18 protein-coding genes are annotated in these 15365 nt (G+C 45.5%); 11 read left to right on the forward strand and 7 right to left on the reverse strand.

The window, feature by feature from the left end:
• Nucleotides 1-43 precede the first annotated feature (43 nt).
• Together F0228_RS18680 and F0228_RS18685 are read left to right on the forward strand one after the other, a co-directional pair.
• A complete protein-coding gene (locus tag F0228_RS18680; protein ID WP_061031868.1) occupies nt 44-820 on the forward strand; it encodes a choline kinase in 777 nt (258 codons plus the stop codon).
• Between the two features lie 33 nt (nt 821-853).
• Nucleotides 854-1288: an N-acetyltransferase gene (locus F0228_RS18685; protein ID WP_061031867.1), complete on the forward strand. Its 435-nt coding sequence runs from the start codon at nt 854-856 to the stop codon at nt 1286-1288.
• Nucleotides 1289-1344: 56 nt separating this feature from the next.
• On the opposite strand, the gene F0228_RS18690 is transcribed toward F0228_RS18685, so the two are convergent.
• From F0228_RS18690 to F0228_RS18705, 4 genes are all read right to left on the reverse strand, one after another.
• Nucleotides 1345-1812, reverse strand: coding sequence for a DUF3429 domain-containing protein (locus F0228_RS18690; RefSeq protein WP_061031866.1), 468 nt, complete (start codon nt 1810-1812; stop codon nt 1345-1347).
• Nucleotides 1809-2354 (reverse strand): glutathione peroxidase, encoded by a 546-nt coding sequence (locus tag F0228_RS18695; protein ID WP_061031865.1) that lies wholly within the window; start codon nt 2352-2354, stop codon nt 1809-1811. Before F0228_RS18695 ends, F0228_RS18690 begins: the two co-directional genes overlap by 4 nt.
• An 84-nt stretch (nt 2355-2438) precedes the next feature.
• A complete protein-coding gene (locus tag F0228_RS18700) occupies nt 2439-3782 on the reverse strand; it encodes an AarF/ABC1/UbiB kinase family protein (RefSeq protein WP_171762632.1) in 1344 nt (447 codons plus the stop codon).
• A 221-nt stretch (nt 3783-4003) separates the two neighbouring features.
• A complete protein-coding gene (locus F0228_RS18705) occupies nt 4004-4390 on the reverse strand; it encodes a DUF393 domain-containing protein (RefSeq protein ID WP_116870231.1) in 387 nt (128 codons plus the stop codon).
• A 162-nt stretch (nt 4391-4552) separates the two neighbouring features.
• Between F0228_RS18705 and F0228_RS18710 the strand changes: the two genes are divergently transcribed.
• The 4 genes from F0228_RS18710 to F0228_RS18725 all read left to right on the forward strand — a co-directional run bounded on the left by F0228_RS18710 (nt 4553) and on the right by F0228_RS18725 (nt 8513).
• Nucleotides 4553-5110 carry a DUF1439 domain-containing protein gene (locus F0228_RS18710; RefSeq protein ID WP_171730113.1) on the forward strand — a complete coding sequence of 186 codons (558 nt, stop codon included), beginning with the start codon at nt 4553-4555 and terminating at the stop codon, nt 5108-5110.
• A gap of 226 nt (nt 5111-5336) precedes the next feature.
• On the forward strand, nt 5337-6899 hold the full coding sequence (locus tag F0228_RS18715; protein WP_061031861.1) for a glutamate synthase-related protein: 1563 nt from the start codon (nt 5337-5339) through the stop codon (nt 6897-6899).
• Between the two features lie 281 nt (nt 6900-7180).
• Nucleotides 7181-7972, forward strand: coding sequence for an arylamine N-acetyltransferase (locus tag F0228_RS18720; RefSeq protein ID WP_171762633.1), 792 nt, complete (start codon nt 7181-7183; stop codon nt 7970-7972).
• A 19-nt stretch (nt 7973-7991) separates the two neighbouring features.
• On the forward strand, nt 7992-8513 hold the full coding sequence (locus F0228_RS18725) for an NAD(P)H-dependent oxidoreductase (RefSeq protein ID WP_171762634.1): 522 nt from the start codon (nt 7992-7994) through the stop codon (nt 8511-8513).
• Between the two features lie 94 nt (nt 8514-8607).
• Here the strand turns inward: F0228_RS18725 and F0228_RS18730 are convergent, their stop codons facing one another.
• Nucleotides 8608-9420 (reverse strand): enoyl-CoA hydratase/isomerase family protein, encoded by an 813-nt coding sequence (locus F0228_RS18730; RefSeq protein WP_050622087.1) that lies wholly within the window; start codon nt 9418-9420, stop codon nt 8608-8610.
• A gap of 130 nt (nt 9421-9550) precedes the next feature.
• Here F0228_RS18730 and F0228_RS18735 point away from each other — a divergent pair, with 130 nt between their 5' ends.
• Both F0228_RS18735 and soxR read left to right on the forward strand, forming a co-directional pair.
• Nucleotides 9551-10510 (forward strand): LysR family transcriptional regulator, encoded by a 960-nt coding sequence (locus tag F0228_RS18735; protein ID WP_116870235.1) that lies wholly within the window; start codon nt 9551-9553, stop codon nt 10508-10510.
• A gap of 152 nt (nt 10511-10662) precedes the next feature.
• Nucleotides 10663-11103 (forward strand): redox-sensitive transcriptional activator SoxR, encoded by a 441-nt coding sequence (gene soxR / locus F0228_RS18740; RefSeq protein WP_116870236.1) that lies wholly within the window; start codon nt 10663-10665, stop codon nt 11101-11103.
• Between the two features lie 17 nt (nt 11104-11120).
• Here the strand turns inward: soxR and F0228_RS18745 are convergent, their stop codons facing one another.
• Entirely contained in the window at nt 11121-11885 is a 765-nt protein-coding gene (locus F0228_RS18745) for a carbohydrate deacetylase (RefSeq protein ID WP_116870237.1), read from the reverse strand.
• Nucleotides 11886-12014: 129 nt separating this feature from the next.
• Nucleotides 12015-13343 (reverse strand): 6-phospho-beta-glucosidase, encoded by a 1329-nt coding sequence (locus tag F0228_RS18750; protein WP_171762635.1) that lies wholly within the window; start codon nt 13341-13343, stop codon nt 12015-12017.
• A gap of 104 nt (nt 13344-13447) precedes the next feature.
• Between F0228_RS18750 and F0228_RS18755 the strand changes: the two genes are divergently transcribed.
• The 3 genes from F0228_RS18755 to F0228_RS18765 all read left to right on the forward strand — a co-directional run bounded on the left by F0228_RS18755 (nt 13448) and on the right by F0228_RS18765 (nt 15310).
• Nucleotides 13448-14332, forward strand: a complete 885-nt coding sequence (locus tag F0228_RS18755) for a LysR substrate-binding domain-containing protein (RefSeq protein ID WP_171762636.1) — start codon at nt 13448-13450, stop codon at nt 14330-14332.
• Between the two features lie 76 nt (nt 14333-14408).
• The gene (locus F0228_RS18760) at nt 14409-14789 is read left to right on the forward strand and encodes a VOC family protein (RefSeq protein ID WP_105059217.1); all 381 of its coding nucleotides are present in this window, start codon (nt 14409-14411) and stop codon (nt 14787-14789) included.
• 119 nt (nt 14790-14908) lie between these two features.
• On the forward strand, nt 14909-15310 hold the full coding sequence (locus F0228_RS18765; RefSeq protein WP_171762637.1) for a globin: 402 nt from the start codon (nt 14909-14911) through the stop codon (nt 15308-15310).
• Nucleotides 15311-15365: the final 55 nt, after the last annotated feature.

Here is a 15365-nt window from a genome sequence, read left to right on the forward strand (position 1 = left end):
GAATTAGAACAGTTAGTAATAGACAGTGTGAGGACGGTATTCAATGAGCAACAAAGACCTGTCTAAAATGGGTTCGGCTAAGGTAACTCTTGTAAATCGTAATGGCGTACCTTGTATTCGAAAGCAAGGGGCGGGTGAGGTTGAAATTTCTTTTTACCAACATGCTGCGCAACATTTATCTGGTGTACATAGCCCTACGTTGTTGGCAGTGGAAGGAGATACTCTGTTCATCGAGCACATCCCTCACTCTTTAACATTAAATGAGCTTCAAACGACTTCTGAGGTGTATCAGCAACTATCTCGTATTCATCAGTCTCAATATTTGCCAAGTTTTGCAGTGAAAGAGCATAGATGGAGTACCTGTGACACTGAATCTGCACTCACGTCTCTGAATTTACCTCAAGTGACTCAGGACAGCTTACAGAGTATTCAGCAGCATAGTGATGTTTTGTTTAACCATAACACGTTGCTTTCAGGTGATTCGAACGAAGGTAATTGGGGCAGAAGAGACAATGGTGAGCTCGTGTTATTTGATTGGGAGCGTTTTGGTTATGGCAGCCCAGCTATCGACTTGGCACCGCTCGTTTCTCGTATGGGCACTTTGTCTGACTATGAGTTTATTGTTGACCAGTACCTGCCTCATAACAATCTGATTTCCCGAGAAGGTTTAATAAGGCAATTGATCATCGCGAAAAGCTGGATCGTTATCGAAGTCACGAATATATTGGTCTCGCGTAACAACCCGGAAGCTTTGAAATACATTCACTGGTTTAGGGAGCAATTACCAACTTGGCTAGCTACTGTGGAAGGTCAGTTGTAGGAAGGTTGGAGTCAAATCTATAAGGGTCTACCTATGAATATTGTCTGTGCGGAAAAACAGGAACTGGCTGAAATTTACCAGCTTGAACATGCTTTGTTTGGTGACCATGCCTATCCGCAATTTTTCATTCGTCAGGCATTTGATTGTTGGGGAAAAGGCTTATTAGTTGCTAAGCAAGACTCAAAGATTGCGGGCTATGCCTTAACGACAACCACGGACACGCAGAATGAGTTTTGGGTCCTATCATTAGCGGTAGACCCGAATTATCGTGGTATGGGAATTGGCCGGAAATTGATGCAACATGCGGTTGAGCAGTTGCCGCGAGACGCTAGGCTTTTGCTCACTGTAGATCCAAATAACACATCCGCTTGCGCGCTCTACGCGTCGATGGGGTTTTCTACGATCAAACAAGAAGAAAACTACTTTGGTGATGATGAGCCGAGGTTAGTGATGCAGCTCATCATCTAGATTGTTGCTAACGGTTTTTAATCGAAGGCTCACAGTTCAAAGACAGTCTCGTAGCTCTAGGTCAGCATCACGATACCGTGCATTAATACTACGCTAGAGGTGAGCCGAGTTCTCATATCAAAGTAGCCATCGGGACCTTGGCTCTGGTTCTCTTCTCTTATCGTCCTTTCAGCTCGCCAAACCGCAATATAACCAAGGATAAGAATCAGAGTTGTCGCCAGTTCTTTTTGTTCACCAAGCAATACTGCTAGCCATGCGACGAGCACAATCGCGTTACTTAGCAGTAGCGCTTTGTTACTTGATTGGCTTTCAAAGTTTTCGATGCCATTTGCCCACAAGATCCCTGAAAGAAAGCTCAAAATAGCTACGCTGTAGGTGATGAACAGCGTTTCACCGCTTATCCCCACAAATTGGCTGTCGGTGAGCGAGAGGAGTAGACCAAATAGAAACGGGATTAACCCCATGTACCCCAGTTTGGCCATGGTGTTACGGGTTTGAGTTGTTGCCATGTAATCTGCCTTCATAGCTGTTGCTCGATCGCGTTTTTGAGCGTAGCGCTCACTGGTGATGTGGAGCTAGGGAAGGTGGCGACGACTTTGCCTTCTTTACTGATCAAGAATTTGTAAAAGTTCCACTTAGGCGTTACGCCAGCTTGCTGTTGTATCTCTGCAAATACCGGGTTGGCGTCGCTACCAGACAGTGAAGCTCGCGCCATCATTGGGAAGGTAACGCCATAGTCGAGGTAACAGACTTTTGCCGTTTTCTCTTCGCTTCCTTTGTCTTGGCGAAAATCATTACTTGGGAAACCGATAACGGTGAAGTCTTGATCTTTGTAGGTTTGATGAAGTTGTTCGAGCTGCTCAAACTGCGGAGTGAAGCCACATTGGCTAGCGGTGTTTACCACCAATAGAGTTTTGCCTTTAAACTCATCGCACAGCGCAATTTCTTCGGTTGAATTTAATAAGCGCTGTTTGCCATTGAGTATCTCTGGGCAGCTCGCTGCAAAGGCGATGGAACTCGTGAGGCTTGTAATCAGTGCGGTTGAGCAAAGTAGTGAACATTTCATGGGGTTGGCTCATTTTAGTTGGCGTAATGGTTATTACTCTTGAGCACGATGAAATGATCACTTTGCGTATTATTTATTGTCTCTTTAACTCGCGTTTTTAGTTGTACATTTGTTCTCTAAGATTAGATATGGAGTGACCAAACGACTGATATTCACTTTTGCACCAAGGCGAGCTGCTAATAGATACATACCCCCAATTTTTCGATGTAGGAACAGCGCATCGGCGGGTGGGGTGTGCCAATACTCTTGTTCCATGCTCAGAATGGTGCCAGCTTCACGAAGACGTTGTGCCAAACCACTTGCTTTGAAGTCGTAGTCTTCGTCTACCAACATCGGCTCGCAAGCCATCTTCACTAGGTTTAGAATCGCTTGGCGTTGATCAGGGAGAATTGTCTCGCTAAAGAATCCAATCTGCTCTAACGCTTGATTGAGCTCTTGCTCATCTTTGTTAATGACAGAGGAAAAAGCCAAGCGATAACCCTCGCTAAAGCGGTCACTGTATTCACGGGTTGCTCCAAAATCTAACAAGCCGATTTGTCGGGTGTTTTCAACATAAAGGTAGTTGGCGAAATTAGGGTCGGTTTGCACCATCTTAAAGTCGAACAATTCTCTGAATAGGAGCTCAAGCAGGCTGTGCATCACAAAGTCACGGGTGCTTTGGTCGTAGCTTTCTATCTGTTCTATTGAGACGCCCTCAATGAAGTCCATGGCGAGCACGGATTCTGAAGAGACTTGCGGATGAATCTTAGGTACGACGAAGTGCGAATGCTCTTTTAATGCGTCATGGTAACGAGTCGCGTAGTCAGCCTCGCGAGCATAGTCTGCTTCATCATGGAGCTGTTTTTTTGCTTCCTCTAACAAACCTTTGTAGTCGACCGATTTGGGTATCAAGCCAACGATGTTGAGTAGTGTGCCGACGTTATCTACATCACTGTCGATGCTTTTTCGAATGCCTGGATATTGGACTTTGACGGCGAGCTTGTCTCCAGCATCGCTGTATGCTTGATGAACTTGTCCAATGGACGCACTGGCAATCGGTTTAAAGTTGAAGGAAAGGAATTCGGTTTTCCAATGGTTTCCGAGTGAGCTTTCTAAGACTTGATTGAGCTGCTTTGTTGGCAATGGGTCAGCGTCTGAGCGCAGGCGAGAAAGAATGTCGGCTAACTCTGGCTCTAAGACATCTCCCGCATCCATTGAAAGCATTTGCCCCAATTTCATCGCAGCTCCACGCAGGTGCGCGAGCTGGTCGGTCAGGCGAGCTATGTTCTGTGGCGTTAACAGTAAATCTTTTGCCTTGGGCCTGTTGCCTTGTGCAATTTGCTTGGTGCCTTCTGTTAGCACGTTACCTGCGACTCTTGTCGCCAGCGAGGCGAACTTGCTGAATCTAGAAAGTCTATGAGTGGGAAGTTTTCTCTCTTTTGCCGACATAAAGTCTCTCTCTGGGAATCAGGGTTCACTACAAAGTTCTATCAATCGCTACACAACCTTGTGTCTTGTTGTGATAACTTGTCGCCTGAATCAGTAACTTGATTGAAAAGGACAAAGCATGAAGTTTATTTGGTTGAAAGTCGCTCTTACCGTACTAGTGTTTGCTGCACTGTTTGGCATCGTTTACTACAAAGTCTCCAGTGATATGTCTTAACTCAATACTATTTCGTACAGCTGTTTCCGTTGCAACGTGATTTTCCGGTTAGCCAGAATGAGATTTTATATCGATTCTTGGCGAACCTCAGGTAGCACCAGTCTGCAAACGGCTTAAATGTGGTCCAACGTAATGGCGCATAAAGCCAACCTTTTCCTACTAGGTTCCATGCTTGGTAGGTCACATCTAGCCCAAGTAGTAGCTTTCCGTTCTCATCAAGAGCATGCAGCACTGTGTTGGCCGCATCCGCATCAATCTGCGGATAGTTTGCAAACGCTTCGCTGTAGATATCGATAGTCTGGATCTTCCCCTCAGTGTCGTACTTGGCGAGTGCAGCCATCTCTTTGGCACACAGTGGACACGTTCCGTCATAAAATATCGTTAATTCAGTCATTGATTTCTTTACTATTTTTGCCATTTTCAAACTATACGCGAATGTTGATTAGGTGGATCATTCTGCCTACATATCCGACACTGTCAGTGTGACGACTGTTTTACGATATCATCTCGAGGTAACATCCGTTCCATGCAATTAGAAATTAAGAGTCGAATTTACATGACAACCAAGCTAATTAATCGCTTCATCATCACCTGTATCGCGCTCATCTTGAGTGGTTGTGTGAGCTACAGCGTTACTGAACAAGAAATGACGAACTACCTGCAAGATTCGGTGATGTTAGAACAAGAAGTCGGTGTGCAAAACGTTATGTATGCGCAAGTGGCGGTTGATGACTTAGCGGTGCAAATTGGTCGAACTGATGCCGAGCGTGTGTCTGTTCTGGCGAATACCAATGCAAAGGTTCAAGTGTTTAATTTGCCAAACATGGGGCTAGATCTGGATATCGAATTCAGCGCGATTCCTGAATATGACAAGGAAAGTGGTGAAGTGTACCTAAAGTCTCTGCGTCTAGAACGCTTTGAGGAAAAGGGAAAGCAGCTTTCTCCTGAGATAGAGAAGTTACTTAAGCCTGCCGTTTCTATGATTGGTTTTGCTTTGTCCCAGTCACCGGTTTACAAATTGGACAGCAACAAGGTTCAAGAGTCATTGATCAAGTCATCGGAACCTAATCTAGTGATTAAAGACAACAAGCTGGTCATCGAGTTATTTGATTAACCCTTCCCGTTTAACTTGGACTCAGATTTAAAACACAATGGCTGCCAATTTGGTGGCCATTTTTGTTTGTGTTGAACAAGCAATACTTCTGTTTTTAGGCTGTCTACTATGCTTGTTTTCACTGGCTCATTTATTGAATTCGCCGCGTATCTCACCTTTACTTTACTCTTGTGAGCAAGTCATCGCTTCAGTCATCAAATCATAATAAAGAAAAGGTGAACGAACTATGAAGAATCCAGTAATAGCGGATAACAAACCCGTTAAGGTCGAGCTAACCGAGGGCGAGGAGTATTACTTCTGTACCTGTGGCAAATCGAAAAACCAACCGTTTTGTGATGGTTCTCATGCAGGAACGGGTTTCAAACCAAAGAGTTTCGTGGCCGAGGAAAGCGGCGACGCTTATCTGTGTCGCTGTAAGTATTCGAACAACCTCCCTTTTTGCGATGGCACCCATAAACAGTTTACGACTGAGCAAGTGGGTCAAGAAGGCCCTGATGTTCATATCCAAGCGGCAACGCCCGATCTCTCACCTGCGGCTTCTGCAACCAAAGAAGAGCCTACCGTCGAGTTTATTCATCAACTGGCGCGTGATGGCTTGTCCAAAGTGGGTCACCATGGGCCAATGACTTCAATGGGCGTCCCAAGATATCTATTACCTCACTGGGATGATATTCAAGTGATGGTTGCACAAATGGCGACCAAGCCGTTATTGGAAAATGTGCCCGTCGGTACTGAGCTTATTATTGGGCCAAAAGCGAAAAAACCGCTCAAATTGAACATCTCCTTGTTTGTTTCTGATATGAGTTTTGGGTCGTTATCTGAAGAAGCGAAAATCTCTTTAGCGACAGGCGCGGAGCTTGCGGGAACCGGAATTTGCTCGGGTGAGGGCGGAATGTTGCCCGAAGAGCAAGCGGCGAACTCACGTTACTTTTACGAACTAGCCAGTGCACAATTTGGTTACGATGAATCTAAGCTCAAAAACGTCCAAGCCTTCCATTTTAAAGGTGGGCAGGGGGCGAAAACCGGAACGGGCGGGCACTTACCGGGCGCGAAGAACATAGGTAAGATAGCAGAGGTGCGTGGCATTGAAGCGGGTACAGCCGCGATTTCACCACCCACCTTTGTTGATCTAAAAACCGTCGAGGATTTCAAAAATTTCGCCGACCGAGTTCGAGAAGTGACGGGCGGTATCCCAATAGGGTTCAAGTTGAGTGCCAATCATATTGAAGAGGATATTCAGTTCGCATTGGATGCCAGTGCCGATTACATCATTTTAGACGGTCGAGGCGGCGGTACAGGCGCAGCACCAGAAATGTTCCGAGACCATATCAGTGTGCCAACGATTCCAGCTTTAGCTCGCGCTAGAGCGTATCTCGATAAACAAGGTGTCAGTGACAGAGTCACGTTGATCATCACGGGTGGTCTACGTGTGCCGATGGACTTTGTAAAAGCGATGGCACTTGGCGCTGATGGTGTCGCTATCTCGAACAGTGCCATGCAGTCGATAGGGTGTGTGGCGGCGAGAATGTGTAACACTAATAATTGCCCAGCGGGTATTGCGACTCAAAAGGCCGACTTACGCCAGCGTTTAAATGTGGAGAAAGCATCGAATCAGCTTAAAAACTTCTTCGAGGCGTCGACAGAGTTAATGCAAGTGATGGCGAGAGCGTGTGGACATGATCACCTGAATCAATTTAACCCTCACGATTTGGCTACATGGAATCGTGAGATGTCAGAACTATCGGGCGTTGCCTATTCTGGTGTTGGTCCACTCAACCCACTTAAGTAAACAGCAAATCGATAAAGCACATTCACTGGATTTGTGAGTGTGCTTGTTTTCTCCATTTAATTATTAACCCATTATAATTTATTTACTCATTACAAGTCATTGCTTTGTAAGTACTTTTAAATTATTTCCTGTTTTTTGAAAATATCGCTTTACCTCAAGTTAACTTGAGGTTTTATCATCCTTCCCAATCTAAAAAAACAAACCATCACCTTGTTACTTTCTAAAGGCTGCAAGCTCAGTAGAGGGCAATCATGAGGTGACAAACGAATCAGGGGTTAGGTATGGAACAGAGTCAAATCAGCGAGTATTTTTCAAGGATCGGCTTATCTCAACCAAGCGACACCACAATCGAGAGCTTGAAGGCGATTCATCAACATCAACACAGAAATATCCCTTTTGAAAACTTTGATGTGATTCAGGGCTTACCGATTCAGCTTTCAGCAGAGTCACTGTACGAGAAGTTAGTGGTTAATCAGCGCGGCGGTTATTGCCAAGAACTGAATGGACTGCTGTTGAGCGTGCTCAGCCATATGGGCTTTGAAGCGAGAGCCTTGCTTGGTCGAGTACACCTAGCGGCAGAGCCTACAGGGCGTAGCCATCGAGTGACATTGGTGACGATTGAAGGCAAACAGTGGTTAGTGGATGCGGGCTTTGGCACCTTTACCCCTCGTGCTCCATTGCTGATTGAAACCAATATTGAGCAGTCTAATGACTTACAAACTTTTCGTTTTATCGAAGATGAACGATATGGCTTCTTACTGCAGATAAAGCAGGGTGAAGAGTGGATGAACGTCTACAGCCTAGACATGACGTATGTGGGCGCCAACGACTTAGAGTCGAGCAACTTCTTCACTTCAAACAGCCCGAAATCCATTTTTACATCAAACTGTATTGCGGCACTGCCGATTGAAGGTGGGATTGTCACGCTGCTTAACCAGAAAATTAAAATTAGCAAAAATGGCTCAAAAGAGGAATGGCTACTTGAAGATGAGCCTACGTATCTTGCTGCATTACAAACGTACTTTGGTTTAGCGCCAAATGTGCCTTTTCAAACATTAGAGAAATGTTTCTAACCAAACTCGAGGATCAACAATGAAAGTATTAGCAATTGGCGCAACCAACAGTAAAGCATCGATTAACCAACAATTGGCAGCGTACACCGCAAGCTTAGTTGAGGGCGCGCAAGTAGAGGTGCTCGATCTTAATGATTTCGAGATGCCTATTTACAGTGAAGACAGAGAAAAAGAGTCTGGCGTTCATCAACACGCGAAGCGCTTTTTTAGCAAGATTGGTGAGGCAGATGCTGTGGTTATCTCTTTTGCAGAGTACAACGGCTTATACACCGCAGCCTTTAAGAATGTGTTTGATTGGACATCACGAATCGACATGAAAGTGTACCAAGGCAAACCTGTTGTGATGCTCTCCACATCACCAGGCCCAGGCGGCGCAAGCTCTGTGTTGTCGTCCGCGGTAAATTCTGCACCTTACTTTGATGCTGATGTGAAGGGGTCGATGTCGGTGCCAAGTTTCTACGACAACTTTAATGTAGAAACGGGTGAGATCATCAATGCCGAAATGGCCGAGAGCCTGAAATCGATCATGAGTCAGATCTAACTGCTTCAGTGAGTGAGAGAATTACTACATCGGTGCACAGATAAATAGATACATAAATGGCCATCAAGCGATGGCCATTTAATTGCGTCATTGTCTATTGTGATAACTCTGCTGCGGTGTCAACGAAGATACCTTGAATGTCTTTCGCTTCACGCTCAGTTTGACCACCGTGTTTTAGAAACGCACCGATAATTGCTGCGGTTTTTTGCTCTTTTGCGCGCTCTAAGAAGTAACGCAGTTCTAGCTCAGCGCCCGCTTGCTCATCTTTGATTGAGGCTGCGATGATCTCTTTGTACATCACGATATCACGAACTTCTAATTGGCTGATCACACCGAGTGTCGCTGCTAAGAAATCTTCAAGCTCTGCTTTCGGCACGAACTGCGTAATGATGTTACGGCTTTCAGCTTGTTGCGCTGTAAAATCGTTGCCTAGTAACAGGGCTTGTAGGGCTTTGTTTTTGCCCATGCGTCTCGCAAATTGCACCGCGCCTTGGCCACCCGTTGGGATGTTTACATGAATTTCAGGTTGTGCGAACGCTGAGTTTTCAGTGCCGTAAGCAAGGTCACACGCCATCACAAATTCATTACCGCCCCCACGAGCTACGCCATCAACTACCGCGACAGAGACTTGTTTCATCGCTTTAATGTTCTCAATCATATGGTTGAATTCAATCGAACCGGCTTGTCCGCCTTGTGTACCGTTGATCACATTGAGATCTAGGTGAGCCAGAAAGAAGCTCTCATGTAATGATTTAAATACAACAACCTTAGTATCACGATCATCTTTCAATGAAAGTACAAAGGCATTGATCTCGTTGATCAAGTCGAAAGTCAGCACGTTCACTGGTGGGTTGTTGATTGATACCGTTGCGATGCCATTTTGGTTAGTCACAGATAGTAGTGTCATGGGATGTTCCTCTATTAGGTCGGGACTGAATGTTGTCTCCGTTATGTGCAGCTACTATAGATTTGTAATAAGATGAGAAAAATAGTCATATTGGCACTTAATTGGTGCTCTAAATGCAACAAAGGACGTTATGGATATATCGAGTCGTTTATTATTGTTACTTGAAGTGGTTGAGCTGGGTTCGTTTGTCAAAGTGGCGGAGCAAAGAAACGTCGACCGTTCCGTTATCTCTAAACAGATCAGCCGCCTCGAGGAAGAGCTTGATGTTCGGTTACTCAATCGCACCACTCGTTCGTTATCTCTGACAGCCGCAGGCAATGAGATGGTCAATCAAGCGCATCAGCTTCGTGCACTATTGAACGATACTCGACGCTTGGCGCAAAATTATCATGCAGAGCCTCGAGGATTATTAAGAATCACCAGCTCGACCATGTTCGGTCGACAATATGTTCAGCAGGCGATTGCGGTTTTCCAGAAGCAGTATCCAGATGTTGATTTTGAATTGAGACTCGAAGACCGAATCGTCGATATGGTTAAAGAGGGGTTTGATATTGGTTTCCGTATAGGTAAGCCCAAAAACTCTAGCCTGATCAGCCGCAAGATAGCCAGAAGTCGATTGTTGATTGTTGCTTCACCTGAGTTCATTGCTCAGCATGGCGAGATCAACACCATCGAAAAACTCGAGTCATTACCTGCGACTATCTATGCCGCTCCGGGGTTGTTGATCGATAAGTTTTCTTATGTCGATCAAGAGGGGCAAGCGCAGCATTTCCAGCTTAATGCCGCTTATAAAGTGAATGACGTTGAGATGATTTCCAAGAGTGCGTTAACCGGCAGTACTCTGGCGGTCGTCACGGCGCAGATGATTGAAGATGAAGTGCTCAGTGGAGAGTTGGTGCCTATAATGACTCACTTAAACTTGGATGACTTTGGCACTTTCTATGCGGTGTACCCACATCGAGATGCACCCATAAAAACCAAGCTCTTCATTGATACATTGAAAACCATTGTTGGTGAAGATAAGCCTGTGTGGGAGCAAGGCATTCCCGGGTTTGACAACATGTATGGTAATCAGCGAACAAAATCATAGCTCAGAGAATCAATACGTTAGGTTTCTTTGTTCGGCGTATTTTGTAACCTAGTCCAAACCTAAATTTGAACCAAAACATCAAGTTAAAGTGAACTCTATTATACTGGTCATTATCAGGATGAAACGGCTATTCAAACAGGAAGTGAAAGATCATGAGAAACATCGTATACCTCAGCATAGGCCAGTTGGCAGAGCGCAGTGGCGTGGCTCCTTCGGCGTTACGTTTTTACGAAACCAAGGGGTTGATTGCTTCGATTCGTACTAACGGAAATCAGCGCCGTTATCAGTCGGCGATGTTGAGACGAATTGCGTTGATCCAAGTCGCGCAGTCGATAGGCTTCACGCTAGAAGAGATCACTGAAGAGCTGTCTAGCTTACCGATGAACCATACCGCGACTAAGCGAGACTGGGAGCGCGTAGCTAAGAAGTGGCAGGGGCAACTCGACAGTAAAATGGCGCAGATTAAATCGCTACAAGAGAACTTAACAGGCTGTATCGGTTGTGGATGCTTGAGTATGCAAAAGTGCAACTTGTTAAATCCTGATGATATCTTGCATGACCAAGGGCAGGGCGCACAACGGATCGTTGATTAGCCCTGACTTAAGGTTCCCTATCTGAGAGCGTCGAATCCAATGCACTCAATCTGATGGTCAGCCAACCACTGTTTTAGCGCAGGGCTAGTGAGCAGTTGATGCTCTTCGACTCGTTTATCACTGTAACTTGATAGGGACTTAAGCTGTTCACTTGCCACTGATGAAGGGTGACACATTAACTCAAGTACACCGTTAGGCATCATAGCTTGGTAACTCAGTAATAAATCTTTCAGGCCATTCAGCGATACGCCTTGGTCAAAGAAACGCATGTCGAAAGCATCCGGCGTTGGCACTCGCAGTGTATCTTGGCCACTCAAGATGTTATCGATTCGTCTAACTGGCAGACCAATGCGATTCACTGTGCGGGTAAACGCTGCTTTTAGAGGTTTAAACACACCACCAAAGTGATGACTGTCGATATGGTTGATCTCTAAACCGGCATCGAGGGCGGCTTGATATTGCGCGTTGAGTTCAAGCACCACCTCATCTTCATTCACATCTGATTTATCGAACAGAGTAACATTGCTAAAGAAGTGGCCGTATTCGTCGACTAAGCTCGGAACTAACTCTGGTGACGTCAATGGTTTGCCTGCGGTGACCGTAAAGTGCAAGCCAACTTCAGGGACTAAACCTTGATGATAGAGCTCAATCGCGTTTTGTGTACCCGGTTGATTCATCATGATGGTGGTCGACTTAACCAAACCCGCCTTAAAGCAGTCGACGATGCCGTGGTTCACGCTTTCAGTGAGGCCGAAATCATCGGCGTTGAGTATTAATTTCATCATGACCTCTGTAAAAAGATTTGGATTCAATATGTTGAATGAGCTCTCTGTCATTGAGCTCACTTGCTGTTATCACTGAGCTTATTAGCTGTTATAACCGAGCTTATTAGTTGCTAACAAAATGCCACATTAAGCGAGTCGATGAGTGAACGCAGGCATGAAGTCTAAGTTCTCGCGAATGGTTTCTTGCAAAGCCTCGTCGATATGCGAACCACTATCAACGATAGGGTTTAAGAGCAGAGCACGTTTTGCTGTTGCGATGTCACCCGTCATCGCCGCTTTAACGGTCAGAGTTTCAAACTCTTTCATCTGTTGAATCAAGCGCAGCGTGTCGCTATCAAAAGGTTCAACGTTCAGTGGCAGGATCGCACTGCTGGTGATTACCGAACTTACTTCTACCGCGCAGTCATTGGGTAATCCTTGAATCGCACCATTGTTGCGAGTGTTGACGTGCATGATAGAACGCTTGTTATTGTGGATACTGCTCATGAGCTCACAGGCCGCTTCAGAGTAGTAAGCACCACCTCGTTCTTCTAACAATTTAGGCTTGGTATCGAGCATGGGATCTTTGTAGATCTCCAATAACTGTTGTTCAACCTTGGCAACTAAGTCTGCGCGATTGGTGTTGTTTTCAGACGCAGCAAACTCTTTGTCTAAGATGTCTCTGGATTGGTAGTAGTAGCGTAGGTAGGCACAAGGAACGATGTTCAGAGAACGAATCAATTCAGCGTCCCACTCAAAAGGAGGGATGTTCTTTGGCATCATTTGATCGTTACCACCGAGGAGTTGCTCGATGAGTTCTCCCAATTTATCTTCACCTTTATGAAGCACCTTACGAGCCCAAACTAGGTGGTTTAATCCGGCGATTTGCATCGTCATATCTTGACGTTCTGCACCAAGCATTTTCGCCGCGCCTAGCTCCATGTTGACGGGAACGTTACATAGACCAACGGTTTTAATGGTTGAGTGCTTAATCAGTGCTTCCGTTACCATGCCTGATGGGTTGGTGAAGTTGAGTAACCATGCATTCGGACACAGTTCTTCCATCTCTTTCGCTATCTCGAGTGCAATCGGAATGGTTCGGCAAGCATTAGAGAAGCCACCCAAGCCATTGGTCTCTTGGCCGATCATACGATATTTCAGAGCAATCCTCTCGTCGCGTAGTCTGGCTTCCATTCTTCCGGCGCGAAATTGAGAGCAGACAAAATCCGCGTCTTTCAGGGCTGCTTTTCGATCTGTGGTGAGGTGAACATTAATCACACAGCCCGATTTGTTTATCATTCGCTTGGTGAGCGCCGCGATTATTTCTGCTTTTTCCATGCCTTGTTCGATATCGACTAACCACAGATCAGAGATAGGTAATTCGTGATGGCGCTTGAGCAGTCCTTCAACGAGCTCTGGGGTGTAACTTGAGCCACCACCAATCACGGTTACTTTGAGTATTTGATTCTGTTGCATGCTGTTCACCATTTAATGTTGTAGATTACTTGGTTTAATTTATATGATGGTTACATACACAGACAAACCAGTTACGACGACTTATGAATTAGTGGAGTTAATGTATGGGGCTGTTCGAGAATCGCCAACAAACGCTGTCACTGCTGCACACCTTTAGTGTTGCGGCTAAACATTTAAGCTTTACGCTTGCCGCCGATGAGCTCTTCTTAACTCAGGGAGGGATCAGTCATCGCATTAAAAAACTCGAACAACAACTGAAGTTCAACCTGTTTGTGCGCAAGACAAGAAAGCTCGAACTGACGCCAGAAGGTCAGCGCGTGTTATCCATGTTAAACGTCTCGTTTGAATCTATTTTTTCTGAGCTCATGGATATTCAAACGGGTGAGCTAAGCGGGGAGTTGTACATCGCGACATCGCCTTATTTCGCTTCCTCGTGGTTGATGCCGCGTTTGCCCGAATTCAGACGCTTGTATCCGAATTTAAGCATCAAACTGCAAACCAAACAGAGCCAGTCAGACTTCCAGTTTGAACCTTATGACGTGGCAATTTTCTATAGCGAAGGCCATTACCCAAACCATTACAGCGAGCGATTATTCAGTGGAGTAAGAACCCCAGTGTGCAGCCCTGAATACGCGAAACGCTTCAAACTAGACCAAGGCATTCAACACTTAGACGATGTTCGTTTCATTCACAGTGGCGATATCACTGCGTGGCAACGTTGGTTGTATGAAGCTCAAAGTGATACCAATTGCGCACTTCAGTGTGACTATTACAGCGATAACCGCTTGGCGATGGATGCGGCGATATTATCGATGGGGTTGGCACTAGGGCGGTTAGAGTTCATGGCACCGCAGATTGAACAAGGCTTGTTGGTCGCACCTCTTATGAGCATTGAATCGGGCAAAGGATATGATTTAGTGTGTCCGAAAGGCATGGAGCAACGAACTAAGTTTCAGGTGTTTGCTCAATGGGTTAAGCAACAGTTGTGACCGAATTGCGTGCCTAGACAAACACAAACTATAGGTCTAGTGTAGGTGGTTCTTTCAATAAAAGAAGAGGTTAGTTATGTTCAGCCATGTTTTTCTCGGTACCGAAGATATTGAACGCGCGAAGGCTTTTTATGACCCAATCATGAAAGTGCTTGGTTACAGTGAAGGTTCCGTTGACCCTAAAGGGCGCTGTGTTTACGTTAGCCAAACTGGTGTATTAGGTTTAACCAAACCGATTGATGGTCAGCCTGCAACGCACGGCAATGGTATGACGATCGGCTTCCTAGCGTCTTCTCCTGAACTGGTGGACGAATGGCATCGAGTTGGCGTCGAAAATGGCGGCACCAGTATTGAAAACGGCCCCGGAGCGAGAGGTTCTGACGAGCGTCGTTTGTACATGGCTTATTTGCGAGATCCTGATGGAAACAAGATCTGTGCAACTCACTTTATGCCGTAGTATATGTTATGCCATAGTGGCGTATGCTTAGATCATATTGATGGTTCGGAGTTGGCGAAGTCGCGGCTCTGAACTTGTTAGCTTCCCGAAGACTCAATATTTTGCAAAGGACTGGCTAGATGAAACCGAATGAACTGTTTTATGAAAGCTTTGAGCGCTGCCGGATTGACCAAGAATTTTTGGAGAGCTTTCTGGCGGATTTTTGCGAGCATAATCCAAGATTTTCAGAACGTTTTGAAAAGATAGGGTTAGAGCAGCAAACCAAGATGCTTAAAGCTTCGATCATCCTTATCTATAACTCTGCTGGTCTACCGAGCGTACGAAACTCGGTGAAAAAGCTTGGGAAGCGACATAAAGATTTAGGAATGGATATCTCTGAGCAAGAACTCAACGAGTGGTTCAATTCGTTGCTCAATACGGTTAAAAAATACGATCCTCACTACGATGAAAGCGTCGAACAAGCATGGACAGAAACGCTCGAGGCCGGCTTATCAATCATGAAGAAAGAGTGCGTAGTCTGAATCCAAAGTAAGCCACGAATCATATGTGGCTTACTTTAGTGTTATCGGTGACTAG

Source organism: Vibrio sp. 99K-1, from assembly GCF_013114585.1.
Classification (GTDB): domain Bacteria; phylum Pseudomonadota; class Gammaproteobacteria; order Enterobacterales; family Vibrionaceae; genus Vibrio; species Vibrio chagasii_B.